Source organism: Streptomyces iakyrus (assembly GCF_000717055.1).
GTDB classification, from domain to species: Bacteria; Actinomycetota; Actinomycetes; order Streptomycetales; family Streptomycetaceae; genus Streptomyces; species Streptomyces iakyrus.
Genome location: NZ_JNXI01000029.1, coordinates 63,805 through 87,950 on the forward strand (window position 1 = coordinate 63,805; position 24,146 = coordinate 87,950).

Below are 24,146 nucleotides of genomic sequence, written 5' to 3' on the forward strand. Positions count from 1 at the left end.
CCGCCCGGACGGGCGGGGACACGGCCGGCGGGCCGGCAGCGTCACCGCCAGCGGCCGATCTCGACGTTCTCCAGGACGCCGAGCGCGTCCGGTACCAGGACCGCGGCCGAGTAGTAGGCCGTGACCAGGTATTTGATGATGGCTTGTTCGTTGATGCCCATGAAGCGGACCGACAGGCTCGGCTCGATCTCGTCGGGGATTCCGGAGGCACGCAGACCGATGACGCCCTGGTCGGCCTCGCCGGTACGCAGGGCGATGATGGACGTCGTACGGGCGTCCGAGACCGGGATCTTGTTGCACGGGAAGATCGGCACACCGCGCCAGGTCGGGATGCGGTTGCCAGCCATGTCGATGGTCTCGGGGACCAGCCCGCGCTTGTTCAGTTCGCGGCCGAACGCGGCGATGGCGCGCGGGTGGGCTAGGAGCATCTTGGTGCCGCGGCGCCTGCTGAGCAACTCGTCCAGGTCGTCCGGCCCGGGCACGCCGTCGTGCGGCTGGATCCGTTGGTCGTACTCGCAGTTGTGCAGGAGACCGAAGTCCCGGTTGTTGACGAGCTCGTGCTCCTGGCGCTCCTTCAGCGCCTCGACCGTCAGCCGGATCTGCTGCTCGGTCTGGTTCATGGGCTGGTTGTAGAGGTCGGCCACGCGCGTGTGGATGCGCAGCACGGTCTGGGCGACGCTCAGTTCGTACTCACGGGGCCGGGCCTCGTAGTCGACGAAGGTGTGCGGGATGTCCGGCTCGCCGGAGTGGCCCGAGGAGAGGTCGATCTCCTTCTCACCGTACTTGTTGGAGCGCTGCGAGGGGATGGAGCGGCGCTGCTGGAGGTGTTCGCGCAGGGTGTCCGAGCGCTCCGCGATCTGCTCGAACTCCTGGCGGGGCAGCACGAGCACGGTGCACGCGGTGAGGGCGCGGGCGGTGTACTCCCAGATCGCGTCCTCGTTGAGCAGCGCGTCGTCACCGAAGTAGGCGCCGTCGGCGAGGACGCCGAGGGACTCGTCTTCCCCGTACGGTCCCGTACCGACCTTCTCCACCCTGCCGTGCGCCAGGAGGTACACCTCGTCGGACGGGCTGCCGAACGAGGCGATGACGTCGCCCGCCGGGATCTCCCGCTGCTCGCAGCGACGGGCGATCTCGAAGAGCACCTCCTCGTCCTCGTAGGACCGCAGCGCCGGCAGCTCGCCCAGTTCGGCGGGGATGATCTCGACGCGGTCGCCGGTCTTCACGAACGTCAGCCGGCCGTCGCCCACGGCGAACGTCAGCCGCCGGTTCACCCGGTACGTACCACCCTGGATGTCGACCCACGGCAGCATCCGCAGCAGCCAGCGGGAGCTGATCTCCTGCATCTGCGGCACGGACTTGGTCGTGGTGGCCAGGTTCCGCGCGGCCGCCGTGCCGAGACTCTGCTGCGGCTTGGTCTGCTCCGTGCGGACCTCTTCGCCTACCGACATAGAGAACTGCCCTCCCGGTTGTGGCCGACGCCCATACGCCCCGGGCATCGATGTGCACGAGCAAGCCTTCCTCACTCAACGTCGCGGTGCTATTACACGAAAGAGCGGGAATGGATCTTTGCGCCGCTGGGCAGGGGGCCCGGTTCCGCCGTTCGCGGCCGGGTCCGGAACGGTTGGCGACAACCCGTGGGAGTTTGTCGGTTGTGCCTCTGGGGCGCGCCCCGGGCCGCTCCTAGCGTGATGAGCCGTTCCTCTCCGTACTCCAGAAACGGGACCTCCATGCAGTACATCGCGCCGATCGGCGTCGGCATCCTCTACGCCCTGGCGATGTCCCTGGTCCGCGAACCGCACCGGCGGCGGCTGAACGCGCTCATGGTGGGCGGTGCCGGTGCTGCGTACCTCAGCGGCGGCGGCCTGGGCGGCTGGGAGTTCGCGTTCACCGCGCTGCTCACCTACGTCGCCTTCCGCGGGCTGGAGTCGTGGACGTGGATCGGCGTCGGCTGGCTGCTCCACACGGCGTGGGACATCGTCCACCACCTCAAGGGCAACCCGATCATCCCGTTCTTCCACACCTCCTCCCTGGGCTGTGCGATCTGCGACCCCGTGATCGCGATGTGGTGCCTGCGAGGCGGCCCGTCGCTGATCGAGCTGGTCCGCGACCGGGGCCGGGGCGGGAAGAAGCGGCTCGACCCGGCAGTGGCCGTGGATGGCCAGGGCGGCGCCGGCGCCCAAGTCGGGTCGCCGACACGGGGGTGACAGGGCGGGGCGATGCCGACAGGGAGCTCCGGGCAGGTCCGACCGGCACCCACCGGCGGCTCCTCTCGTTCGCCTCCGGGTCACAATGACCGGGTGACCAGCCCCGACGCCACCGACCCGGCCGCGCTGCGCCCCCGGCTGCCCTCGCCCGTGCAGGAAGTCGTCGACGGCCGGTTCGAGCGGCGGGGCGTGCGGCTGCTGCTCAAGCGGGACGATCTGATCCACCCGGAGCTGATCGGCAACAAGTGGCGCAAGCTGGCGCCGAACCTCGCGGCGGCGGTCGGCCGTACGGTCGTCACGTTCGGCGGCGCCTGGTCCAACCATCTGCGCGCCACGGCCGCGGCCGGCCGGCTGCTCGGCATCCCCACGGTCGGTGTCGTACGCGGCGACGAGCTGGCCGACCGGCCCCTCAACCCCTCGCTGGCCCGCTGCGCCGCCGACGGAATGCGGCTCCACTTCGTCGACCGGGCGACGTACCGCCGCAAGACCGAGCCCCGGACACTGGCCGGGATCCTCCGTGCGGCGGACGCCGAGGAGGCCTGGCTGGTCCCCGAGGGCGGCAGCAACGCCGAGGCCGTGCGCGGCTGCCTCGCGCTCGGCGATGAGCTGCGCGACCTGGCGGATGTCGTGGCCGTGGCCTGCGGCACCGGCGGCACACTCGCGGGGCTGGCCGCCGGTCTCGCACCCGGGCAGCGCGCCCTGGGCATACCGGTCCTCCGGGGCGGCTTCCTGACCGCCGACGTCCGGGCCTCGCAGCAGCAGGCCTTCGGCGGCCCCCGCGGCACCTGGAGCCTCGACGACCGCTTCCACTGGGGCGGCTACGCGCGCGTGCCCGACGAGCTGGACGGCTTCGCCGCGGACTTCGAACACCGCCACGACCTGCCCATCGAACGCCTGTACGTGGCAAAGCTGCTGCACGCACTCGTCACCCTGGCGAACGAGGGCGCCTTCCCACGCGGGACGACGATCGCGGCCGTGATCACCGGCCGGCCGTTCCCCTGACGCCGGCAGCGCCCGGGTCCCTTGCCTCCGGCAAGCTCCCCTACGCCGCCTCCCGGAACGCCGCGGCCTCCTCCAGGTCCAGTCTGCGCAGCAGCGTCCGCAGCATCTCGTCGTCGATGTAGCGGGCGTCCCGGAGCTTGACGAACACCTCGCGCTCGGCGCTGATCATCTCGCGCGCCAGCCGCCGGTACGTGTCGTCGACGGACTCCCCGGTGATCGGGTTGGCCTGCCCGAGCCGTTCCCAGGGGGCGTTGCGGCGGCGCTCCAGGACGGTGCGCAGCCGGTCGGCGAGCGGAGCGGGCAGGGCGTTGCGCTCGTCGGCCAGGAGCTCCTCCAGGCGCCGTTCTGCGGCCCGGGAGGCCTGTGCCTGGGCGTTGGCCTCGATGAGCGTCTCGGTCTGGGCGTCCCGTCCGGGGAACTTCAGCAGCCGGATGAGCGGGGGCAGGGTCAGGCCCTGCACGACGAGGGTCCCGATGACGGTCGTGAAGGTCAGGAAGAGGATGAGGTTGCGCTGCGGGAAGGGCTCCTCCCCGCCGTGCACGGTGAGCGGGATCGAGAAGGCGATGGCCAGCGAGACCACGCCCCGCATCCCCGCCCACGCGATGACGAACGGCCCCTTCCAGGTCGGGTCCTCCTCCCGTTCCCGCACCCGGGCCGACAGCAGCCGCGGCAGGAACGTGGCGGGGTACACCCAGACAAAACGGCTCACGACGACGACCAGGAAGACCGCGACCGCGTACCAGGCGGCGTCGACACCCTCGTACTCCCCGAGGGCCCTGAGGACCACCGGCAGCTGGAGTCCGATCAGCGCGAACACCGCCGACTCCAGGACGAAGGCGACCATCTTCCAGACCGCCTCCTCCTGTAGACGCGTGGCGAAGTCGACCTCCCACGCGCGGTGCCCCAGGAAGAGTGCGACGACCACGACCGCGAGGACACCGGAGGCGTGCACCTGCTCGGCGACGGCGTACGCGACGAACGGAATCAGCAGGGAGAGCGTGTTCTGCAGCAGCGGCTCCTTCAGGTGCGTGCGCAGCCAGTGGATCGGCGCCATCAGCAGCAGGCCCACCACGACCCCGCCGATGGCCGCGAGCAGGAACTCGCCGATGCCCCCGGCCCAGGTCGCTCCCTCGCCGACGGCGGCGGCCAGGGCCACCCGGTAGGCGGTGATCGCGGTCGCGTCGTTCAGCAGGGACTCGCCCTGGAGGATCGTCGTGATCCGTGACGGCAGCCCCACCCGGCGGGCCACCGCCGTCGCCGCGACCGCGTCCGGCGGCGCCACCACCGCGCCGAAGACCAGGGCCGCGGTCAGCGGCATGTCCGGCACGATCACGTAGAGGGCCCAGCCGACCACGAAGGTCGCGAACAGCACGTACCCGACGGACAGCATGGCGACCGGCCGCAGCTGCGCCCGCAGGTCCAGGTAGGAACTCTCGGTGGCGGCCGTGTGCAGCAGCGGGGGCAGGATGAGCGGCAGCACGACGTGCGGGTCGAGCGTGTAGTCGGGCACCCCGGGCGCATAGCTCACCGCCAGCCCCACGGCCACCAGCAGCAGCGGTGCCGGCACCGGGGTCCGCCGCGCCGCCGCGGCGATCGCGGCACTGCCCGCCACGAGCAGCAGCAGTGGCATCACGTCCATCGTTCTCGCCCGCCCTCATTTTTCGACGCGGTCTTCCGCCCGACCGTCGTAACCTGGCAATCATGAAACAGTGCACGCACGCCGACGCGCTGCCGCACCCCGAACCCGGCCCGCTCAGCGAGACGTGTCCGGAGTGCTTGGCGGAGGGCATGGATCCGGTGCAACTACGGCTGTGCCTCAGCTGCGGTCACGTCGGCTGCTGCGACTCCTCGCCCGGACGGCACGCGGCGGAGCATCATAAGGAGTCCGGTCACCCCGTGATGCGGACCCACGAGCCCGGAGAGACCTGGCGTTGGTGCTTCGTCGACCATGTCCTGGTGTGACGCGACAGGACCCCGGCGCCGGACGGTTCGACCGTCTGACGTCTGGGTACGTCAACCCGGCGCGCGCTCTTCCCATTTGGGCCCGCCCAACCCCTAGACACGGAGCGTATCCACAGGTTTACTGTGAGTGACGACAAGGGGTTGGGGTCCCGGGGACAGGACCGTCAAGAGCGCGATAGCGTCACCGCTGAACCACGTATCGCGTTACCCCGGGGGGCGACCCTCGGCCCTGAAACGCTTGTACCACCATGGAGGTGAGGGTGTCCCAGATCGCAGGCGAGCCCGCGACCCAGGACTTCGTGGAAGTCCGGCTGCCGGCCGCGGGTGCCTACCTGTCGGTGCTGCGTACGGCCACGGCCGGTCTCGCGGCCCGTTTGGACTTCACCCTCGACGAGATCGAGGACTTGCGCATCGCGGTGGACGAGGCCTGCGCGATCCTGCTTCAGCAGGCCGTGCCCGGCTCGGTGCTCAGCTGTGTCTTCCGCCTCGTCGACGACTCACTCGAGGTCACCGTCTCGGCGCCCACCACGGACGGCCATGCCCCGTCGCGGGACACCTTCGCCTGGACGGTCCTGTCCGCTCTCGCGGGCAAGGTCTCCTCTGCCGTGGACAAGGACAAAACCGTTTCGATCAGCCTCTACAAACAGCGCGGCGCGGGACCCGGGCCGGCGTGAGGAGCGAGGACGGGCCGGTGCGGGACGAAGAGCGCGGCACACGAGAGCTGCCGGCCGGGGGTACGGGCACGAGCGGCCCGAGCGGCGCCCGGCGCATGGCGGACGGCATCGACGGCATCCCCGAGCAGGCCCGCCCGCATCCCGAGGACGACTCCACGGAGGCCGTCCTCCCGGGCGGCGGGCGGCCGGACGGGGACGGTGCCGTGCGGAGCGCACCTCCGGGCGCGGGGGTTGCCGCATCCCCGGCCCAGGGGGGTCCCCCCATCCGCGAGGAGTCCAGAGTGGCGGAGGAGGCGAGGGCTCGGGGAAGGGCGACGGGCGGGACGATGAGCGAGCACGAGCGAGACTCCGAGCATCAGGCGCCGCGCGCCCACCACACATCAGGTGCGCAGCACGGCTCTCCGGACCGCAGCGGCGCGCGCGAGATGTTCCTCAAGCTGCGCACCCTGAGCAGCGGCAGCCCCGAGTACGCGGAGCTGCGCAACCAGCTGGTCCGGATGCATCTGCCCCTGGTGGAGCATCTCGCGCGCCGCTTCCGCAACCGCGGTGAGCCGCTGGACGACCTCACCCAGGTCGCCACCATCGGCCTCATCAAGTCGGTCGACCGATTCGACCCGGACCGCGGCGTGGAGTTCTCGACGTACGCGACCCCGACGGTCGTCGGCGAGATCAAGCGGCATTTCCGCGACAAGGGCTGGGCGGTGCGCGTCCCGCGCCGGCTGCAGGAGCTGCGCCTGGCGCTGACCACGGCCACGGCCGAGCTCTCGCAGCTGCACGGCCGCTCTCCCACGGTCCACGAGCTCGCCGAGAAGCTGGCGATCTCGGAGGAGGAGGTCCTGGAGGGCCTGGAGTCCGCCAACGCGTACTCCACGCTGTCCCTGGACGTCCCCGACACCGACGACGAGTCCCCGGCGGTCGCGGACACCCTCGGCGCCGAGGACGAGGCGCTGGAGGGTGTGGAGTACCGGGAGTCCCTCAAGCCGCTGCTGGAGGATCTCCCGCCGCGCGAGAAGCGGATTCTGCTGCTGCGGTTCTTCGGCAACATGACCCAGTCGCAGATCGCGCAGGAGGTCGGCATCTCGCAGATGCACGTCTCCCGGCTGCTGGCGCGCACGCTGGCCCAGCTGCGGGAGAAGCTCCTCGTCGAGGAGTGACGGCTACTTCTCCACGTTGCCGGCGTTGCCGGGCCCGCGGATCCCGAGGGCCCGGGTCGTCTCGGGGTTCACCAGCAGGACGAGCGACGTGACGGCCACCACGGCGAGGGCGATCCCGGCCGGAATGGCCATGCTGTCGGCCTGCAGCAGGTTGTAGGCCACCGGCAGTGCCATGAGCTGGGTGATGACGGCCGGGCCGCGGCTCCAGCTGCGGCGGCCGAGCAGCCCGCGCGCGGCGAGCAGGGGCAGCAGCGCGAGCACGACCAGCGTGATGCCTCCGGTCACGGCCTGCTGCCGGTCGTCCGGATGGCCCGTGAGGCCGAGGACGAGGATCCAGACGCCTCCGACGACCAGCGCGAGCCCCTCCAGTGCGGCCAGCAGCGCGGCGTACGTCAGACGCCGGGGGCGGGGGCCGGTGGTTTCCTCGGTGGTGGGGGTCTGCTCACTGCTCACCCCTGAAGGGTAGCCCCCGTCGTACACGCCCCCCGGAGTGCGGTTCACCTCGGCTCTCTTACCTGATCCCTACCTCGGTATGGGCCCGGTACCACCCAGTAGGTACGCTGCCAGTCATGCGTGCACTTCTCGTGGTCAATCCGGCGGCAACCACTACCAGTGCGCGCACACGCGACGTACTGATCCATGCGCTCGCCAGCGAGATGAAGCTGGAGGCGGTCACCACCGAGTACCGCGGGCACGCGCGCGACCTGGGCCGGCAGGCGGCGGACAGCGACGACATCGACCTGGTGGTGGCCCTCGGCGGCGACGGCACGGTCAACGAAGTGGTCAACGGCCTGCTGCACGCCGGCCCCGCCCCGGAGCAGCTGCCCGGCCTCGCCGTGGTCCCGGGCGGCTCCACCAACGTCTTCGCCCGCGCCCTGGGCCTGCCCAACGACGCCGTGGAGGCCACCGGCGCCCTGCTGGACGCCCTGCGCGACGGCAGCGAACGGACCGTCGGCCTCGGACTGACCTCGGGCACGCCGGGCTCGGAGGACGAGGCGGTGCCGTCCCGCTGGTTCACCTTCAACGCGGGGCTCGGCTTCGACGCCGGTGTGGTGGGTCGTGTGGAGCAGCACCGCGAGCGCGGCCGGAAATCCACACACGCTCTTTACGTGCGACAGGTCGTGCGCCAGCTCCTGGGCGAACCCAACCGCCGCAACGGGACGATCACGCTGGAGCGAGCCGGCGAGGACCCGGTCACCGATCTGGTGCTGTCCATAGTCTCGAACACCTCGCCATGGACGTTTCTGGGGAATCGCCCGATCTACGCGGCACCTAAAGCCTCGTTCGATACCGGCCTCGATCTCTTCGGTCTCAGCCGTCTGTCCACTGCGGCTGTTGCCCGGTATGGCACCCAGTTGCTCACTTCGTCCCCCGAGCGTGGACCCCATGGCAAGCACGCCACCTCTCTGCACGACTTGACAGAGTTCACCTTGCATTCGAAGGTCCCGCTCCCCCTCCAGATGGACGGTGACCACCTGGGGCTGCGGACTAGCGTGACGTTCACAGGCGTACGCCGTGCACTGCGTGTGATTGTGTGAGCAGAACTGGCTAAAGTCCTTTCACTCGAACGTTTAGGCCAGGATCCACCCCATGGAAGTACGGCTGTGACCTAGTCGACACCGAAGAATCAAAAAAAACTTTCCAGAAGGGGTTGTATCCGCCGCTGAGGTTTGCGAGTCTCTACGTGGCGATCGGGACGGCCCGCAAGACCGGCCTCCACTGATCACCAGAACCCCTCTTCAACTCACAGGACCTTCGTCAGGGAACCTGACGGTCGGCCCTTCACTTGTTGAGGGATTCGTGAAAGCGTTCACATTCACAAGCACCTGCACGTAATACCAAGGAGAGGTAGCAGCCATGGACTGGCGTCACAACGCCGTTTGCCGCGAGGAAGACCCCGAGCTCTTCTTCCCCATCGGCAACACCGGTCCTGCGCTGCTGCAGATCGAGGAAGCCAAGGCCGTCTGCCGTCGCTGCCCGGTGATCGAGCAGTGTCTGCAGTGGGCGCTCGAGTCCGGCCAGGACTCCGGCGTCTGGGGTGGTCTCAGCGAGGACGAGCGCCGCGCCATGAAGCGCCGCGCCGCCCGCAACCGGGCCCGTCAGGCCTCCGCCTGACAACCCACCCCTGCTGACAGCCTGAGCTTGGCGGCGCGTGTGCCTCACGGCATTACTCCGTAGACAGCGCGTACGCATCTCCCGCCCCCGAGCCGCAGCGCGCAGTTCCCCCGATGCGCTTAGTTAAGCAGCAACGAGCTTTAGCCCCGGGCCACTTGGTGGCCCGGGGCTCATTGCTTTTCCGGCCCCCGTTCCGGGGCTCCGGGTTCCGCTACTTCTGCGACCGCACCGGGATGTCGAGGATCACACGGGTGCCACGCTCCGGAGCCGGGACCATGTCGAAGGTGCCGCCCAGCTCCCCCTCCACCAGGGTCCGCACGATCTGCAAACCGAGATTGCCGGCGGTGTGCGGATCGAACCCTTCCGGCAGGCCGACCCCGTCGTCCTGGACCGTGACCAGCAGCCGGGCCTCCTTGCTCGTGCCGCCGCGGACCGCCGAGACCTCGACCGTGCCGGTGTCGCCCTCACGGAAACCGTGCTCCAGGGCGTTCTGCAGCACCTCGGTCAGCACCATCGACAGCGGTGTGGCGACCTCGGCGTCCAGGATGCCGAAGCGTCCGGTGCGCCGGCCGGCGACCTTGCCCGGGGAGATCTCCGCGACCATGGCCAGGACACGGTCGGCGATGTCGTCGAACTCCACCCGCTCGTCCAGGTTCTGAGAGAGCGTCTCGTGCACGATCGCAATCGATCCGACGCGCCGCACCGCCTCTTCGAGGGCCTCGCGCCCACGGTCGGACTCGATGCGCCGGGCCTGGAGGCGGAGCAGCGCCGCCACCGTCTGGAGGTTGTTCTTGACGCGGTGGTGGATCTCCCGGATCGTCGCGTCCTTGGTGATCAACTCACGCTCACGCCGACGCAGTTCGGTGACGTCGCGGAGCAGCACGAGGGAACCGATGCGGGTGCCCTTCGGCTTGAGCGGGATCGCACGGAACTGGATGACCCCGTCAGTGGCCTCGATCTCGAACTCGCGCGGCGCCCAGCCGCTGGCTACCTTCGCGAGCGCCTCGTCCACCGGGCCCCGCGTCGGGGCGAGTTCGGCGGTGGTCTTGCCCAGGTGCTGGCCGACGAGGTCGGAGGCGAGGCCGAGCCGATGGTAGGCGGACAGGGCGTTCGGGGAGGCGTACTGGACGATGGCGTCGGCGTCGAGCCGGATCAGACCGTCGCCCACGCGGGGCGAGGCGTCCATGTCGAGCTGCTGGTTCGCGAACGGGAAGGACCCGGCCGCGATCATCTGCGCGAGGTCGGAGGCGCTCTGCAGATAGGTGAGCTCCAGGCGGCTCGGGGTGCGCACGGTGAGAAGGTTGGTGTTGCGCGCGATGACGCCGAGGACGCGGCCCTCCCGGCGTACGGGGATCGACTCGACCCGGACGGGGACCTCCTCGCGCCACTCCGGGTCGCCCTCCCGCACGATGCGGCCTTCGTCGAGGGCGGCGTCCAGCATCGGCCGGCGGCCACGCGGGACGAGGTGGCCCACCATGTCGTCCTGGTACGAGGTCGGGCCGGTGTTGGGGCGCATCTGGGCGACCGAGACGTACCGGGTGCCGTCGCTGGTGGGGACCCACAGGACCAGGTCGGCGAAGGAGAGGTCGGAGAGCAGCTGCCACTCCGAGACCAGCAGGTGCAGCCACTCGAGATCGGTGTCGTCGAGGGCGGTGTGCTGGCGTACGAGTTCGTTCATGGAGGGCACGTGTGCGAGCGTACCCGGGGGTTCGTACGGCCCTGAAACACCCGCGGGCCGCGGCGCCTGAGAGGGACCCTCAACCCTCCCGGCACCGCAGCCCGGAGCAGTATCGGCCGCGGGGTGTGCGGTCCCGGTCGGCCGAGGATGAGGAGCCGGGGCAGTCAGGGCAGAGAGCCTCGGTTCCTCGGTCCGCCTTCCTGTGCGGGGAAGACGGAGGCTGGTGCGCGTTGCATACGCGCTCTCGTTACGCATTGTGGACTAGACCACTTAGGGGTGTCCATGCGTTGGAGGCTGTTCGTTGTTGTCATTTCCGCGACGGCGTCGGACGCACTGTCGTCCAGCAGGCAGCCTAACCCGTGTGGGTTCCTGTGCGGGGCCAGATGGACAGGGCAATTTCCGCGACCGCCTCCAGTTCCTCCCGGCTCGCCCCGTCGCGTGCCTGTTGTGACATGCCCTGGATCATCGCGCCGGTGTGCCGGGCCAGGGCGGCGGCGTCGGTGGCCGGCGGCAGCACCCCGGCGGCGACATCGGCCCTGATGCGGCTCTCGAACGCGGTGATGTTGGCGTTGCGGCGCTCTCGCAGCGACTCCTCCACCTCGGGGGTCGAGCAGTTCGTGGCGGCGTGGACGACGAGGCAGCCGTGCGGGTGGCCGGGTTCCGTGTACGCGGTGGCGGCCTCGCGCAGGGCACGCTCGACGGCGGCCCGCGCGGTGGGCTCCTCGGCCAGGGCGCGGTCGGTGAAGGATCCGTACCTCGTGCCGTACATGCGGACGACCTCTTCGAAGAGGGACCGCTTGTCGCCGAAGGCCGCGTACAGGCTGGGGGTTCCGATGTCCATGACGCGGGTGAGGTCGGAGACGGACGTGGCCTCGTAGCCGTGCTCCCAGAAGGCGAGGAGGGCCTTCTCCAGCGCGGTCTCGCGATCGAAGGAGCGGGGGCGGCCGCGGGACCTGGTCCTGGCCTTGCCACCTCCGGCGGCTTCCGCACCTGCGGCGTCAGACCCTTCCCGGGTCTTCGCGGTTCCGTCGTCGTTCACCATGGGGTGCATTTTATAGCGGGCACTAGAGAAATGACGGAGGGCTGCTGTACGGTCATTTCTGTAGCGAACGCTAGAAAAATGAGGAGGGGGCGCCACCATGGGCGTGCTCACGGGCAGGACAGCACTCGTCACGGGCGCGAGCAGGGGCATCGGGCGAGGAATCGCCGAGCGGCTGGGGCGCGACGGCGCCCGGGTCGCGGTGCACTACGGCAGGAACGAGACCGCGGCGAAGGAGACGGTCGCGGCGATCGAACGGGCCGGGGGCTCGGCGTTCACGCTGGGCGTGGAGCTGGGGGTGCCGGGGGATGCCCAGGCGCTGTGGGAGGAGTTCGACCGGCACGCGGACGGGCTGGACATCCTGGTGAACAACGCGGCGATCGGCAACACGCGGCCGATCCGGGAGCTGGAGGAGCGGGAGTACGACAAGGCCTTCGCGGTGAATGTGAAGGCGCCGTTCTTCATCCTCAAGCACGGCATGACCCGCCTGCGGGACGGCGGCCGGGTCGTCAACATCTCGTCGGGGCTGGCCCGGACGGCGGTGATGCCGGACAACATGGCGTACGCGATGACGAAGGGCGCGCTGGACGTCTTCTCGCGCGACCTGTCCAAGGTGCTGGGGAGCCGGGGTATCACAGTGAACTCGGTGGCCCCGGGCATCATCGACACCGACAACACGGCAGCCCTGCTGCACGGCAGCCCCGACGGCTGGGCGAAGGCCGCGGCGATATCGGCGCTGGGCGGCGTGGGCGAACCCGCCGAGGTCGCCGATGTGGTGGCGTTCCTGGTGTCGGACGGGGGGCGGTGGGTGACGGGCAGCTGGGTGGATGTGACGGGGGGTTCGCTCACCTAGCCGCCGACGGGCGGATGAGGGGCAGGGGCGGCTGCGGAGACCAGGTCGGAGGGCTGCGCATGTGACGATCAGGCCGTGTCGCTCATCCAGGCCTCGGTGGCTCCGCCCTCAGCGAGTCTCCGTCACCTTCGCCAGCGCCCGGGGCGCGTCCGGGTCCTGGCCCCGGGCGATGGTGACCTCGTAGGCCAGGAGCTGGAGCGGAATGATCTCCAGCATGGGCTGGACCTCCTCGGCCACGTCGTCCGTGGGCAGGACGAAGCCGGCCGATGCCTGCTCGACCTGATGCCTGGGGCCGATGACGACGAGGTCGGCGCCGCGGCCGCGCAACCGGTCCAGGACGGGCTGGAGCGCTTCGCCGCCCTTGCCGTCGGTGACCACGGCGATGACCGGGGAGACGTTGTCGACCATGGCGAGCGGTCCGTGCAGCAGGTCCGCGCCGGAGTAGGAGAGGGCGGGGATGTAGCTGGTCTCCATCAGCTTGAGGGCGGCCTCCTTGGCCGTGGGGTAGCCGTAGCCGCGGGACGTGATCACCATGCGCTCGGCGAAGCGGTAGCGGGCGGCGAGGATGCGCACCTCGTCCTGCCGGGCGAGGAGCTGCTCGGCGAGACCCGGCAGCACCTGCGCAGGCGCGCCGTCGCCGCCGCGCAGGCCCTCGACGAAGAGGTAGAGAGCGAGAAGGGAGGCGGTGTAGGTCTTGGTCGCGGGGAGAGCCTTCTCCGGCCCGGCCATGATGTCGATGTGGTACTCGGAGACGCCGGCGAGCGGTGAGTCCGGGTTGTTGGTGACGGCCAGCGTGATGGCGCCGGCCTCGCGGGCGGCCCGGGTGGATGCGACCAGGTCCGGGGAGCCGCCGGACTGGCTGACGGTGACGACGAGGACGTCGGTGAGGTCGGGCCGGGCGCCGTAGGCCGTGGTGGTGGACATCGAGGTGAGTCCACAGGGCAGGCCGAGCCGGATCTCCAGGAGGTACTTGGCGTACAGGGCGGCGTTGTCGGAGGTACCGCGGGCGGTCAGCAGCACGAAGCGGGGCGCACGGGCGGCGATCCGCCGGGCGATGTCCTGGATGGCCGGGGCACCCTCGGACAGGATCCGCCGCAGGACGGCGGGCTGCTCCGCCATCTCACGGGCCATGGTCCGGCCAGGGAGGTCGCTGAGGGGGTCCGGTGTGGAGGCGGCGGTCATGGCGGGTCCTTCCAGGGCGGGCCGGGCTGCTGCAGACCCCATTCCACTCCCCCGGGCCGGGCAGCGCCCACCAGGGGGCCTCGAACCCGGATCCCGCACCTTCTGCGAAGCGGCGGGGCCGTCGCCCGTGGCCCCCCTGCCCCCACCGTGTGCGGAGCCGCAGGGTCGCCGCCTGGCCCACTCCCCCGCCGTCCACGGAGCGGCGAAGCTCACCCCCTTGGCGACTCGGCCGGCCCACCCGCCCTGCCCGTGCGGAAGCGGTGGCGCTCACCCTGGGAGGGACGGGGCCGCTCTGTTAGATTGGTCTAAACCACACGACCCTTCCGGGTCCGGTCCCAGGTGAGCACTCCTCTCAGATCGGCAGGCCAGCGTGGAAGTTGTCATCGTTCCGGACGCCAAGGCCGGCGGCGAGCTCATCGCCGAGGCCATGGCCAAGCTGCTCGGCCGCAAGCCCGGCGCCCTGCTCGGCGTGGCCACCGGCTCGACGCCGCTGCCCGTGTACGAGGCGCTGGCGGCGAAGGTCCGCTCCGGTGCCGTGGACGTCGGGCGGGCGCGGATCGCGCAGCTCGACGAATACGTGGGGCTGCCCGCCGATCATCCGGAGTCTTACCGCTCGGTGCTGCGGCGCGAGGTGCTGGAGCCGCTCGGGATCGGGATGGAGCAGTTCACGGGCCCGGACGGCACGGCGGAGGACGTGCAGGGGGCGTGCGAGGCGTACGACAAGGCGCTGTCGGACGCCGGGGGCGTGGATCTCCAGCTGCTCGGGATCGGGACCGACGGGCACATAGGGTTCAACGAGCCGTGCTCGTCGCTGGCTTCGCGGACGCGGATCAAGACACTGACCGAGCAGACCCGGATCGACAACGCGCGCTTCTTCGACGGTGACATCGACCAGGTGCCGCACCACGTGATCACCCAGGGCATCGGCACCATCCTGGAGGCCCGGCATCTGGTGCTGCTCGCCACCGGCGAGGGCAAGGCGGACGCGGTCGCGGCGACGGTGGAAGGGCCGGTCGCCGCGGTGTGCCCCGCCTCCGCGCTCCAGCTCCACCCGCACGCGACCGTCGTCGTGGACGAGGCCGCCGCGTCGAAGCTGAAGCTGGCGGACTACTTCCGGCACACCTACGCCAACAAGCCGGAGTGGCAGGGGATCTGAGGCTCCGGCCGGCCCGGGCAGCGCCGTCGCTCCCCTCGGGCCCGGCCGGGCGACGGGTACTAGCGGCCCAGGGTCCCGGGCTCCAGTACCCCGTCTTCGGCCGGCTCGTCCTGGGCGCGCCAGCCGGCCACCCACAGGGGCATCACCCAGTGGACGACGAGGACGGCGATGAGCAGGGGTGCCGCGTAGGCCTTCGGGGCGTCTCCGGCGAGCCCGCCCGTGATCAGCAGGGTGGCCGCCGCTGCCGCGAGGAGCAGCGTCGTCACGCGGTGGGCCCGGGCCAGGACGCGGCGGCGTTCTGCCGACTGGCGTTCGTCCAGGACGTGTTCGCACAGTTCCAGCAGGCCCCGGGTGGCGCCGTTGATCACGCCGGTCGCGACCATCCAGGGCAACAGCAGCACCGCCATCACGGCCACGGCCCACAGCGGCTCGCCCTCGGCGAGGAACATGTGGGTCATCAGACCGCCGATGGCCAGGGTGAGGGTGACATGGGCGGCGACGGCCAGTCGGCGGCGTGCTGCCGTGGCGTACCAGGCCGCTCCGCGGCGGTCGTTCATCAGCCGCAGCATGCTCCGGTCGTAGCGGGTCAGGCGTGTCGTCGTCATGGCTGTTTCCTCCCGTAGACCTCGTACGTGAGCGGCCGGAACGGTTCGAGGGAGAACAGGGCCTCGACCGGCAGACCGAAGAACTTCGCGATCTTCAGCGCCAGGTCGAGGCTCGGGTTGTACTGCCCCCGCTCGATGTAGCCGATGGTCTGGTAGTGGGCCCCCACTGCCTCGGCCAGGCTCTGGCGCGACACCTTGCGTTCGGCGCGCACCACGGCCAACCTGTTGTGCACCTGCTCGCTCATGTATAAGAAGTACTACATGTGGTCGCAGTCTTACAACCAAGCTCATCGAAGAGGGGTTGTGAACGGCTGGCGGGCTGACTGTGCATAGGCGTGTTCTGGTGCGCATGAGGGTGCCGGCTGCGGACGGTGCGGCCTCATGCGCGTGAACGAGAGTCAGGACACCCAACACCGTTCGGGATGTCCAGCTAAGCGTGAGCCCTGGCACCAGGACTCACTCCCGCTCAGTCTTCAGGAACGGTTCAGCGGGCTTCAGCGGCCCACGGCTCCGGCGATCACCTCGGCCGCCGCCCGGCCGCAGACGCGGGCCGCGCCGTGGGTGGCGATGTGCAGGGCACCGCGGGGGGCGGCCTGCGGGACGCCCATCTCGACGACGACGGTGTCGGGGCGGGCGGCCAGCAGGGTGTCGAGGGCGGAGGCCATCCAGGGGTGACGGTGTTCGTCCCGGACGACGGCCACGATGCGGCGCGGTCCGGCGGCCTGGAGGGCCGCGCGGCCGGCGTTCTCCCCGGCCTCGCTCTCCGGGCCGTCCCCGGCGGAGAAGCTGCCGGTCACGGTGCCGGGCAGGAGGTGGATGAGCTCGGCGGCGACGCCCCACGGCGTCTCGTCGCCGACGGCGATGTTGGCGACGGGGGTGAGGGCGGCGACGTAGGGCGGTTCGGTGAGGGGCTTGAAGGTCGTGGGGTCGCCGAGGCCGGGCGCGGCGGTCACGGTGAGGGCGCGGCGGGCGGCGTGCAGGCCGATCTCGGTGCCGTGGGTGCTCTCGGCCGTGCGGCCCGCCGTGCCGGCCCACCGGGCCAGTGCCCGTACCCGGTCGGCGGCCTCGGCGAGGCGTGCCTCCGGGAGTTCACCCGCCCGCACTGCTTCGACCAGGGCGTCCCGCAGGCGCAGCACGGTCGCGTCGTCGGCGAGGCCGCCGCCCACGCAGATGGCGTCGGCGCCCGCGGCGATGGCGAGGACGCTGCCGCGTTCGATGCCGTAGGTGCCGGCGATGGCGCGCATCTCCATGCCGTCGGTGACGATGAGGCCGTCGTAGCCGAGTTCCTCGCGCAGCAGGCCGGTGAGGATGCGGCGGGAGAGGGTGGCGGGGCGGTCCGGGTCCAGGGCGGGGACCAGGATGTGGGCGCTCATGACGGCCCGGGTGCCGGCGGCGATGGCGGCGCGGAAGGGGGCCAGTTCGCGCTCGGCCAGTATCTCGGCGGAGACGTCGATGCGCGGCAGGGCGTGGTGGGAGTCGACGGCCGTGTCGCCGTGGCCCGGGAAGTGCTTGGTGCAGGCGGCGACCCCGGCGGACTGCAGGCCGGTCACATAGGCGGCGGTGTGCCGGGCGGCCAGGCCGGTGTCGGCGCCGAAGGAGCGGACGCCGATGACCGGGTTGCGCGGGTCGGAGTTGACGTCGGCGGAGGGGGCCCAGTTGAGGTTGACGCCGCAGGCGGCGAGGCGGCGGCCCAGTTCGTGGGCGACCTGCCGGGTCAGCTCGACGTCGTCGACCGCGCCGAGGGCGTGGTTGCCCGGGAAGGAGGAGCCGTTGCGCACCTCCAGGCGGGTCACGTCGCCGCCCTCCTCGTCGATGGCGACGAGGACGTCGTCGCGCTCGGCCCGCAGCTGGGCGGTGAGGGCGGCCAGTTGGCCGGGGGAGGCGATGTTGCGGCCGAAGAGCCCGACGGAGGCGAGGCCCTCACCGAGGCGGCGCAGCAGCCAGTCGGGGGCGGTGGTGCCGGTGAAGCCGGGCTGGAGGACGGTGAGGGCGTCGCGGGTGAGTGTGTCGGTGCCGCTGGCGAGTGTCGTCATCGGGTGAGGTCATCCCTTCACGGCGCCCGCGGTCAGGCCCGCGGCCATCTTGCGCTGGACGAGGAGGAAGAGGGCGACGATCGGCACGGCCATCATCGTGGCTCCGGCCATCATCGGGGCGTATTCGGTGCCGTGCTTGGTGGTGAAGTTGCCGAGCCAGACGGTCGCGGTCTGGTTCTTATGGCTGAGCAGCATCAGGGCGTACAGGTACTCGTTCCAGGCCTGGATGAAACCGTAGACGGAGGTGGCGACCATGCCGGGGGCCAGGAGGGGGAACACCACCCGGAGGAAGGCGCCGGTGCGGGAGCAGCCGTCGACCATGGCCGCCTCCTCCAGTTCCTTCGGGATGTTGACGATGAAACCCCGCAGCGTCCACACGGTGAACGGGAGGATGAACGTCAGGTAGGTGATGATGAGGCCGGTCAGCCGGTCGTACTGGCCCAGGTCGTTGAGCAGCAGGAACACCGGGATGATCATGGCGACCAGCGGGACCATCTGGACCGCGAGGATGCCCACGATCACGATCTTGCGGCCGCGGAAGGCGAACCGGGAGATGGCGAGCGCGGCCAGCAGCCCGACCACCATGCCGATGACGACCACCGCCAGCGACACCACCATGCTGCGGCCGACCGGGCCCCAGAAGTCGGCGATGTCCAGCGCCCGGGTGAAGTTGTCGAGGGTGATGCCGGTCGGCAGCAGGCTCGGGTCCGCGTCGATGGCGTCCTTGGCGGGCTTGAAGGCGGTGTTGAGCATCCAGTAGAGCGGAAAGCCGGCGGTGACGAAGACAAGGAGGCCGAGGAGGTTCCAGCCCAGCCGCGACTTCCGGCGGCCGGCTCCGGCGAGCGTGCTCATTCGACCTCTCCGATCTTCAGCATCTGCCGCATGTAGACGGCGACCACGCCGAGCAGCAGCAGGACGGTGATCAGCGCGATGGCCGATCCCTGGGCGTAGTCGTTGACGACGAAGGCCCGGTCGTAGGAGTAGGTGTTGAGGACCTGGAACTCCGGCTCGGGGTGGCCGTTGCGCATGACGAACACCTGCGGGAAGACGCCCATGTCCCAGATGACCGACAGGGTCGTGAGCATCACGATGATCGGCTTGAGGACGGGCAGGGTGACGTAGCGGAAGACGCCCCAGGAGCCGGCGCCGTCCAGGCGGGCCGCCTCCTCCAGCTCCTTCGGCACCTGGGTGAGGCCCGCGCTGAGCGTGATGACCACGAACGGCACGGCTCCCCACACGACCAGCAGCATGATCACGGCCAGACCCTCGGGTCCGCTGGCGAACCAATTGTGGCCGACCATGTCGACGCCGGGCAGCTTGCTCAGCAGCGCGTTGAAGACGCCGTAGTCGGAGTCGAAGAGCCACTTGAAGACCGTGGTCGCCACGATCACCGGCATGCCCCAGCTGGCCACCAGCACGATGTTGATGAGCATCTTCAGCCAGCCCGAGACCCGCTGGAGCAGCAGGGCGAGGGCCATCCCGATCACCATCGTGAAGACGACGGCACCGGCCGCGAAGACGACCGTGCGCAGGACGACGGCCCAGAACTCGCCGTCGCCCAGCACCTTGGCGAAGTTGTCGAAGCCGACCGACTCGGCCGGCTGGAAGCCCCACAGCTGGGACTGGCCGAACTTCTGGAAAGACAGGGTGGCCAGGCGGGCCAGCGGATAGCCCATGACCAGGGCGAGGATCAGCAGGCAGGGCGCGAGCAGCAGCCAGGGGAGCGCGGCCCCGCCCGACGTGCGCTGCCCGCGGGGTCGCCGGCTGTCGGGGGGTGGCGGGGGTGCCTGCCGCGGTGGCGGCACCTTGGCAGGGATGTGGGTGTCTGCGGCACTCATCGCGCGCTCCTCGGCGGTCCCTCAGGTCTTGACGACGGCGGGGCCCCACCCGGTGGGGCCCCGCCCGAAGGTCACTTGGTGTTGATGACCTTGTCGATCGCGGCGTCCGCCTCCTTGGCGGCGGCCTCGACGGACTTCTTGCCGGTGCCGATGCTCTGCAGCATGGTCTGCAGGATCTGCGCCTTCTCGACCTGGCCCCAGCCGGGGGCCATCGGGACGAACCAGTTGGACTCGGCCGCGGTGGCGGGGACGGCCGTCTTCGGGTCGTTCTTGAGCGTGGCGAGGTCCGTCTTGTTGTTGGGCAGGTTGCCCTTGGCCATCAGGCCCTTCTGCCCGGAGGAGCCGGCGAACGCGTTGATCCACTCGGCGGCCAGGGCCTGCGCGTCGGACTTCACCGGCACGGCGAGGTCGGAGCCGCCCAGGAAGACGGGCATGTTCTTGCCGGACGGGCCGGGCATCACGAAGTTCTCGAGGTTGCCCTTGAGCTTGCCGGTCTTGTCGTTCTTCGGGTCCTCGGCGGTGGCGCCCTCCCAGGCGGCGGCGAAGATCATGGAGGACTTGCCCTGGCCGTAGACGATGTAGCGGTCGGACTCGTCCTTGGTCTTGTCGCCGTGCATGTACGAGTCGACGACGTTCTTGAACTCCTTCAGGCCCTTGAGGGACTCGGGCGAGGAGAGGGAGGCCTTCCACTGGCCGCCGGACTCGGTGGCGATGGCGCCGCCGGCGTCGTAGACGAAGGACATGGCCGCGTACCAGTCGCGGGTGGGCTGGTACCAGGCGCTGAACTTGTCGCCCTGCTTCTTCTGGATCTTGTCCAGGGCGGCGGTCAGCTCCTTGTACGTCTTCGGAGCCGACTTCACCCCGACCGACGCCGCGACGTCCTTGCGCCAGTTGGCGACGCGGCCGCCGGCGTAGTACGGGACGCCGTAGGTCTTGCCCTCGTAGGTGACCGAGGCCTTCAGGCCGTCCAGCCAGGCGTCGGAGTTGTCGAATTTCGCCTGGTCGAGGGGGGCGAAGGCGCCCTTGACCATGTAGCCGAGCATCTCGGTGTTGCCCATCTCGACCACGTCGGGGGCCTTGTCCGTGGCGAGGACGGCGTCGAGCTTGGCGTTCTTGTCGGGCCAGCCGTAGTACTCGTGGTTGATCTTGAGGCCGGGGTGCTTCTTCTGCACCGCGGCGTCGGCGGCCTTCACCAGCTCGGGCCAGTTGTTCTGGGCGTCGACGGTGAGCCAGACGGTCAGCTCCTTGGCGTCCGCGCCCTTGTCGGAACCCCCGTCACCCTCGCCCCCGCACGCCGCGATGGAGACCATCATGCCCGCGATACCGATCGCGGATATCAGCTTGCGCTTCACGCCACCCTCCTCAGGGATCCCACAACCCCCCTGGCTCCCCGCAGTGGGCGTGGGGCCGGGCCTGGACCAATGGTGTAGACCAGTACGGGGAGCTTGGACCAGACCACGAAGCCTGTCAAGGCTCCCGATACAGCCCTGACCAGCCGTTATGCGACCTACATATGCAGGAACCTTTAAGTAAGAAGCCAGCGAAAACCCCGGCGGGCACGGCATACTGCGGGGTAGACCACAGGGAATGGTGGACTAGACCAAAAGAGGCGCCGACGGTATACAAGTGGGATCGTGTCGGCAGACCGAGCCGGGAAGGCGGAGCATGAGCACCGACGTCAGCAGTGCGGAGAACGAGAACGGGGTGCCCGTCCGTACCGCACGCGTGCCCAAGTACTACCGCCTGAAGAAGCACCTGCTCGACATGACGGAGACGCAGGCGCCGGGCACGCCGGTCCCGCCCGAGCGCACGCTGGCGGCCGAGTTCGACACCTCGCGCACGACCGTGCGCCAGGCGCTGCAGGAACTGGTCGTCGAAGGCCGGCTGGAGCGCATCCAGGGCAAGGGCACCTTCGTCGCCAAGCCGAAGGTCTCGCAGGCGCTGCAACTGACCTCCTACACCGAGGACATGCGCGCCCAGGGCCTCGAACCCACCTCTCAGCTGCTGGACATCGGCTACATCACGGCTGATGACCGCCTGGCCGGGCTGCTCGACATCACGCCCGGCGGGCGCGTGCTGCGCATCGAGCGGCTGCGCATGGCCAACGGCGAGCCGATGGCCATCGAGACCACCCACCTGAGCGCGAAGCGCTTCCCCGCGCTGCGGCGCTCGCTGGTGAAGTACACGTCCCTGTACACGGCGTTGGCCGAGGTCTACGACGTCCACCTCGCGGAGGCCGAGGAGACCATCGAGACGTCCCTGGCCACCCCGCGCGAGGCCGGCCTGCTCGGCACGGACGTCGGCCTGCCGATGCTGATGCTCTCCCGCCACTCCCTGGACCGGGACGGCCAGCCGGTGGAGTGGGTGCGGTCGGTCTACCGGGGGGACCGCTACAAGTTCGTGGCCCGCCTGAAGCGGCCGGTCGACTAGCGGCGGCGCACAGCGCTCCGGCGCTGCTGGGGGCCGGGTTTCGGTTGGGTACCGCATTGCGGACGAGGGGTTCCGCTGTCGCCGCACCCTGACCTAGATTGCCTGCGCACTACAGGTGATCACCAAGGGGACGGAGCCGCCTGATGTCGCAAGCACCGGAAGTCAGCAGAGGGCCGGTGGTGACGCCCATGCGCGTCGTCATCGCCGTCTGCCTCATTGCGCCGTTCGTGGCCATGCTGTGGGTCGGCTCGTACGCCAAGACCGACCCGGCCTTCATCGGGATCCCGTTCTTCTACTGGTACCAGATGGCGTGGGTGCTCATCTCCACCGTCCTGACGATGATCGCCTACAAGCTCTGGCAGCGTGACCAGCGCGCCCGCTCGGCCGCGAAGGGCGGTGCTCCGCAGTGAAGGACGGCGTGAACGGCGTCGCGCTCGGCGTCTTCATCTTCTTCTTCCTGGCCGTCACGGTCATGGGCTTCCTGGCCGCGCGCTGGCGCAAGGCCGAGAACGAGCACAGCCTCGACGAATGGGGCCTGGGCGGCCGCTCGTTCGGCACCTGGATCACCTGGTTCCTGCTCGGCGGCGACCTGTACACGGCCTACACCTTCGTCGCCGTGCCGGCGGCGATCTACGCGGCGGGCGCGGCCGGCTTCTTCGCGGTGCCGTACACGATCCTGGTGTACCCGCTGATCTTCACCTTCCTCCCCCGCCTGTGGTCGGTGTCCCACAAGCACGGCTACGTCACGACCTCCGACTTCGTGCGCGGCCGCTTCGGTTCCAAGGGCCTGTCGCTGGCCGTGGCGCTCACCGGCATCCTCGCGACCATGCCGTACATCGCGCTCCAACTGGTCGGCATCCAAGCCGTGCTGGACGTGATGGGCGTCGGCGGCGGAGAGAACACCAACTGGTTCATCAAGGACCTGCCGCTGCTGATCGCGTTCGGCGTCCTGGCGGCGTACACGTACTCGTCGGGTCTGCGGGCCCCCGCGCTCATCGCGTTCGTGAAGGACACGCTGATCTACATCGTCATCGCGGTGGCGATCATCTACATCCCGATCAAGCTGGGCGGCTTCGACGACATCTTCGCCAAGGCCGGTGAGGCGTACAGCCAGACCAACCCGGCGACGGGTGCGCCGCGCGGTGCGCTGACACCGGCCGAGCCGGGCCAGTGGACGTACGCCACGCTGGCGTTGGGCTCCGCCCTGGCGCTCTTCATGTACCCGCACTCGATCACGGCGACGCTGTCCTCGAAGAGCCGTGAGGTGATCCGGCGCAACACCACGATCCTGCCGCTGTACTCGCTGATGCTGGGCCTGCTGGCGCTGCTCGGGTTCATGGCGATCGCGGCCGGCATCAAGGTGCAGAACGGGCAGCTGGCGATCCCGCAGCTGTTCGAGACGATGTTCCCGGACTGGTTCGCGGGCGTGGCGTTCGCGGCGATCGGCATCGGCGCGCTGGTGCCGGCGGCCATCATGTCCATCGCGGCCGCGAACCTCTTCACCCGCAACATCTACAAGGACTTCATCAAGCCCGACGCCACGCCCGCGCAGGAGACCAAGGTCTCCAAGCTGGTGTCGCTGCTGGTGAAGGTCGGCGCCCTGGCCTTCGTCCTCACCATGGACAAGACGGTCGCCATCAACTTCCAGCTGCTGGGCGGCATCTGGATCCTGCAGACCTTCCCGGCCCTGGTCGGCGGCCTGTTCACCCGCTGGTTCCACCGCTGGGCGCTGCTCGCGGGCTGGGCGGTCGGCATGGTCTACGGCACGGTCGCCGCGTACGGCGTGGCCTCCCCGACCCAGAAGCACTTCGGCGGCTCCGCGAAGGAGATCCCGGGCATCGGGGAGATCGGCTACATCGGCCTCACGGCGTTCGTCCTGAACGTGGTGGTGACGGTGGTCCTGACCTTCGTCCTGAAGGCCCTGAAGGCCCCCGACGGCATCGACGAGACCAAGCCGGAGGACTACACGGCGGACGCGGGCGACCCCGGGGTCCAGGTGGAACTCCCGCCTGCGACCGCCGGGTCTGCGCACTGAGTCCTGCACGGCAGGGGCGGGCCGTCGGGGGATTCCGGCGGCCCGTCGGCATACCCGCTCAATGGCACACCCGTCCCGTGCCCTAGTTGTGCTGTTCGGGCAGGTTGGTGACGCGGCTGGCTGGCGTTTGGCCGCCGATTCCGGTGTGGGGTCGGTGGTAGTTGTACCAGTCCAGCCAGTCGGGAA

At 70.0% G+C, this 24,146-nt stretch carries 25 protein-coding genes; 12 read left to right on the forward strand and 13 right to left on the reverse strand.

The features are described 5' to 3' along the window. Nucleotides 1–41 precede the first annotated feature (41 nt). Nucleotides 42–1,448 carry a family 2B encapsulin nanocompartment shell protein gene (locus OO68_RS35930; RefSeq protein ID WP_033313553.1) on the reverse strand — a complete coding sequence of 469 codons (1,407 nt, stop codon included), beginning with the start codon at nucleotides 1,446–1,448 and terminating at the stop codon, nucleotides 42–44. A 279-nt stretch (nucleotides 1,449–1,727) separates the two neighbouring features. On the opposite strand from OO68_RS35930, the gene OO68_RS35935 reads away from it, so the two are divergent. Continuing rightward, nucleotides 1,728–2,204 (forward strand): DUF6010 family protein, encoded by a 477-nt coding sequence (locus tag OO68_RS35935; RefSeq protein WP_051814927.1) that lies wholly within the window; start codon nucleotides 1,728–1,730, stop codon nucleotides 2,202–2,204. Between the two features lie 93 nt (nucleotides 2,205–2,297). Further along, nucleotides 2,298–3,206, forward strand: coding sequence for a 1-aminocyclopropane-1-carboxylate deaminase/D-cysteine desulfhydrase (locus tag OO68_RS35940; protein ID WP_033313554.1), 909 nt, complete (start codon nucleotides 2,298–2,300; stop codon nucleotides 3,204–3,206). Between the two features lie 40 nt (nucleotides 3,207–3,246). Here the strand turns inward: OO68_RS35940 and OO68_RS35945 are convergent, their stop codons facing one another. After that, on the reverse strand, nucleotides 3,247–4,845 hold the full coding sequence (locus OO68_RS35945) for a Na+/H+ antiporter (RefSeq protein WP_033313555.1): 1,599 nt from the start codon (nucleotides 4,843–4,845) through the stop codon (nucleotides 3,247–3,249). A 62-nt stretch (nucleotides 4,846–4,907) separates the two neighbouring features. On the opposite strand from OO68_RS35945, the gene OO68_RS44735 reads away from it, so the two are divergent. From OO68_RS44735 to OO68_RS35955, 3 genes are all read left to right on the forward strand, one after another. Further along, nucleotides 4,908–5,168, forward strand: a complete 261-nt coding sequence (locus tag OO68_RS44735; protein ID WP_053672413.1) for a UBP-type zinc finger domain-containing protein — start codon at nucleotides 4,908–4,910, stop codon at nucleotides 5,166–5,168. Between the two features lie 260 nt (nucleotides 5,169–5,428). Then, entirely contained in the window at nucleotides 5,429–5,842 is a 414-nt protein-coding gene (locus OO68_RS35950) for an ATP-binding protein (RefSeq protein WP_003992877.1), read from the forward strand. Between the two features lie 17 nt (nucleotides 5,843–5,859). Next, nucleotides 5,860–6,996: an RNA polymerase sigma factor SigF gene (locus OO68_RS35955; protein WP_078625666.1), complete on the forward strand. Its 1,137-nt coding sequence runs from the start codon at nucleotides 5,860–5,862 to the stop codon at nucleotides 6,994–6,996. A gap of 3 nt (nucleotides 6,997–6,999) precedes the next feature. On the opposite strand, the gene OO68_RS35960 is transcribed toward OO68_RS35955, so the two are convergent. Beyond that, nucleotides 7,000–7,449: a hypothetical protein gene (locus OO68_RS35960; RefSeq protein ID WP_033313580.1), complete on the reverse strand. Its 450-nt coding sequence runs from the start codon at nucleotides 7,447–7,449 to the stop codon at nucleotides 7,000–7,002. A gap of 116 nt (nucleotides 7,450–7,565) precedes the next feature. Between OO68_RS35960 and OO68_RS35965 the strand changes: the two genes are divergently transcribed. Both OO68_RS35965 and OO68_RS35970 read left to right on the forward strand, forming a co-directional pair. Beyond that, the gene (locus tag OO68_RS35965; protein ID WP_033313556.1) at nucleotides 7,566–8,534 is read left to right on the forward strand and encodes a diacylglycerol/lipid kinase family protein; all 969 of its coding nucleotides are present in this window, start codon (nucleotides 7,566–7,568) and stop codon (nucleotides 8,532–8,534) included. Between the two features lie 319 nt (nucleotides 8,535–8,853). Next, a complete protein-coding gene (locus OO68_RS35970; protein ID WP_003992873.1) occupies nucleotides 8,854–9,111 on the forward strand; it encodes a WhiB family transcriptional regulator in 258 nt (85 codons plus the stop codon). A 211-nt stretch (nucleotides 9,112–9,322) separates the two neighbouring features. Here OO68_RS35970 and OO68_RS35975 read toward each other — a convergent pair whose 3' ends face one another. Further along, nucleotides 9,323–10,789, reverse strand: a complete 1,467-nt coding sequence (locus OO68_RS35975; RefSeq protein ID WP_033313557.1) for a sensor histidine kinase — start codon at nucleotides 10,787–10,789, stop codon at nucleotides 9,323–9,325. 352 nt (nucleotides 10,790–11,141) lie between these two features. Continuing rightward, the gene (locus OO68_RS35980; RefSeq protein WP_033313581.1) at nucleotides 11,142–11,831 is read right to left on the reverse strand and encodes a TetR/AcrR family transcriptional regulator; all 690 of its coding nucleotides are present in this window, start codon (nucleotides 11,829–11,831) and stop codon (nucleotides 11,142–11,144) included. Nucleotides 11,832–11,928: 97 nt separating this feature from the next. On the opposite strand from OO68_RS35980, the gene OO68_RS35985 reads away from it, so the two are divergent. After that, on the forward strand, nucleotides 11,929–12,681 hold the full coding sequence (locus tag OO68_RS35985) for an SDR family oxidoreductase (protein WP_033313558.1): 753 nt from the start codon (nucleotides 11,929–11,931) through the stop codon (nucleotides 12,679–12,681). A gap of 108 nt (nucleotides 12,682–12,789) precedes the next feature. Here the strand turns inward: OO68_RS35985 and OO68_RS35990 are convergent, their stop codons facing one another. After that, nucleotides 12,790–13,863: an SIS domain-containing protein gene (locus tag OO68_RS35990; RefSeq protein WP_033313559.1), complete on the reverse strand. Its 1,074-nt coding sequence runs from the start codon at nucleotides 13,861–13,863 to the stop codon at nucleotides 12,790–12,792. Nucleotides 13,864–14,233: 370 nt separating this feature from the next. On the opposite strand from OO68_RS35990, the gene nagB reads away from it, so the two are divergent. Continuing rightward, nucleotides 14,234–15,019 (forward strand): glucosamine-6-phosphate deaminase, encoded by a 786-nt coding sequence (gene nagB, locus OO68_RS35995; RefSeq protein WP_033313560.1) that lies wholly within the window; start codon nucleotides 14,234–14,236, stop codon nucleotides 15,017–15,019. A gap of 59 nt (nucleotides 15,020–15,078) precedes the next feature. Here nagB and OO68_RS36000 read toward each other — a convergent pair whose 3' ends face one another. The 6 genes from OO68_RS36000 to OO68_RS36025 form a co-directional block, all read right to left on the reverse strand. Beyond that, complete coding sequence (locus tag OO68_RS36000) at nucleotides 15,079–15,624, reverse strand: hypothetical protein (protein WP_033313561.1); 546 nt, start codon at nucleotides 15,622–15,624, stop codon at nucleotides 15,079–15,081. Further along, entirely contained in the window at nucleotides 15,621–15,869 is a 249-nt protein-coding gene (locus tag OO68_RS36005) for a helix-turn-helix transcriptional regulator (protein ID WP_033313562.1), read from the reverse strand. Before OO68_RS36005 ends, OO68_RS36000 begins: the two co-directional genes overlap by 4 nt. 249 nt (nucleotides 15,870–16,118) lie before the next feature. Next, nucleotides 16,119–17,657: a glycoside hydrolase family 3 protein gene (locus OO68_RS36010; protein ID WP_033313563.1), complete on the reverse strand. Its 1,539-nt coding sequence runs from the start codon at nucleotides 17,655–17,657 to the stop codon at nucleotides 16,119–16,121. Between the two features lie 9 nt (nucleotides 17,658–17,666). Next, nucleotides 17,667–18,509 carry a carbohydrate ABC transporter permease gene (locus OO68_RS36015; protein WP_033313564.1) on the reverse strand — a complete coding sequence of 281 codons (843 nt, stop codon included), beginning with the start codon at nucleotides 18,507–18,509 and terminating at the stop codon, nucleotides 17,667–17,669. Further along, nucleotides 18,506–19,495: a carbohydrate ABC transporter permease gene (locus tag OO68_RS36020; RefSeq protein WP_033313565.1), complete on the reverse strand. Its 990-nt coding sequence runs from the start codon at nucleotides 19,493–19,495 to the stop codon at nucleotides 18,506–18,508. Before OO68_RS36020 ends, OO68_RS36015 begins: the two co-directional genes overlap by 4 nt. A gap of 71 nt (nucleotides 19,496–19,566) precedes the next feature. Beyond that, entirely contained in the window at nucleotides 19,567–20,847 is a 1,281-nt protein-coding gene (locus OO68_RS36025) for an extracellular solute-binding protein (protein WP_033313566.1), read from the reverse strand. A gap of 313 nt (nucleotides 20,848–21,160) precedes the next feature. Here OO68_RS36025 and OO68_RS36030 point away from each other — a divergent pair, with 313 nt between their 5' ends. From OO68_RS36030 to mctP, 3 genes are all read left to right on the forward strand, one after another. Continuing rightward, the gene (locus OO68_RS36030; protein WP_033313567.1) at nucleotides 21,161–21,925 is read left to right on the forward strand and encodes a GntR family transcriptional regulator; all 765 of its coding nucleotides are present in this window, start codon (nucleotides 21,161–21,163) and stop codon (nucleotides 21,923–21,925) included. 143 nt (nucleotides 21,926–22,068) lie between these two features. Beyond that, the gene (locus OO68_RS36035; RefSeq protein WP_078625668.1) at nucleotides 22,069–22,335 is read left to right on the forward strand and encodes a DUF3311 domain-containing protein; all 267 of its coding nucleotides are present in this window, start codon (nucleotides 22,069–22,071) and stop codon (nucleotides 22,333–22,335) included. Continuing rightward, nucleotides 22,332–23,960 carry a monocarboxylate uptake permease MctP gene (gene mctP / locus OO68_RS36040; protein ID WP_033313570.1) on the forward strand — a complete coding sequence of 543 codons (1,629 nt, stop codon included), beginning with the start codon at nucleotides 22,332–22,334 and terminating at the stop codon, nucleotides 23,958–23,960. Before OO68_RS36035 ends, mctP begins: the two co-directional genes overlap by 4 nt. Nucleotides 23,961–24,042: 82 nt before the next feature. Here the strand turns inward: mctP and OO68_RS44740 are convergent. Beyond that, nucleotides 24,043–24,146 (reverse strand): integrase core domain-containing protein (locus OO68_RS44740; RefSeq protein WP_157852793.1); only part of this gene is annotated, 104 nt, incomplete at its 5' end.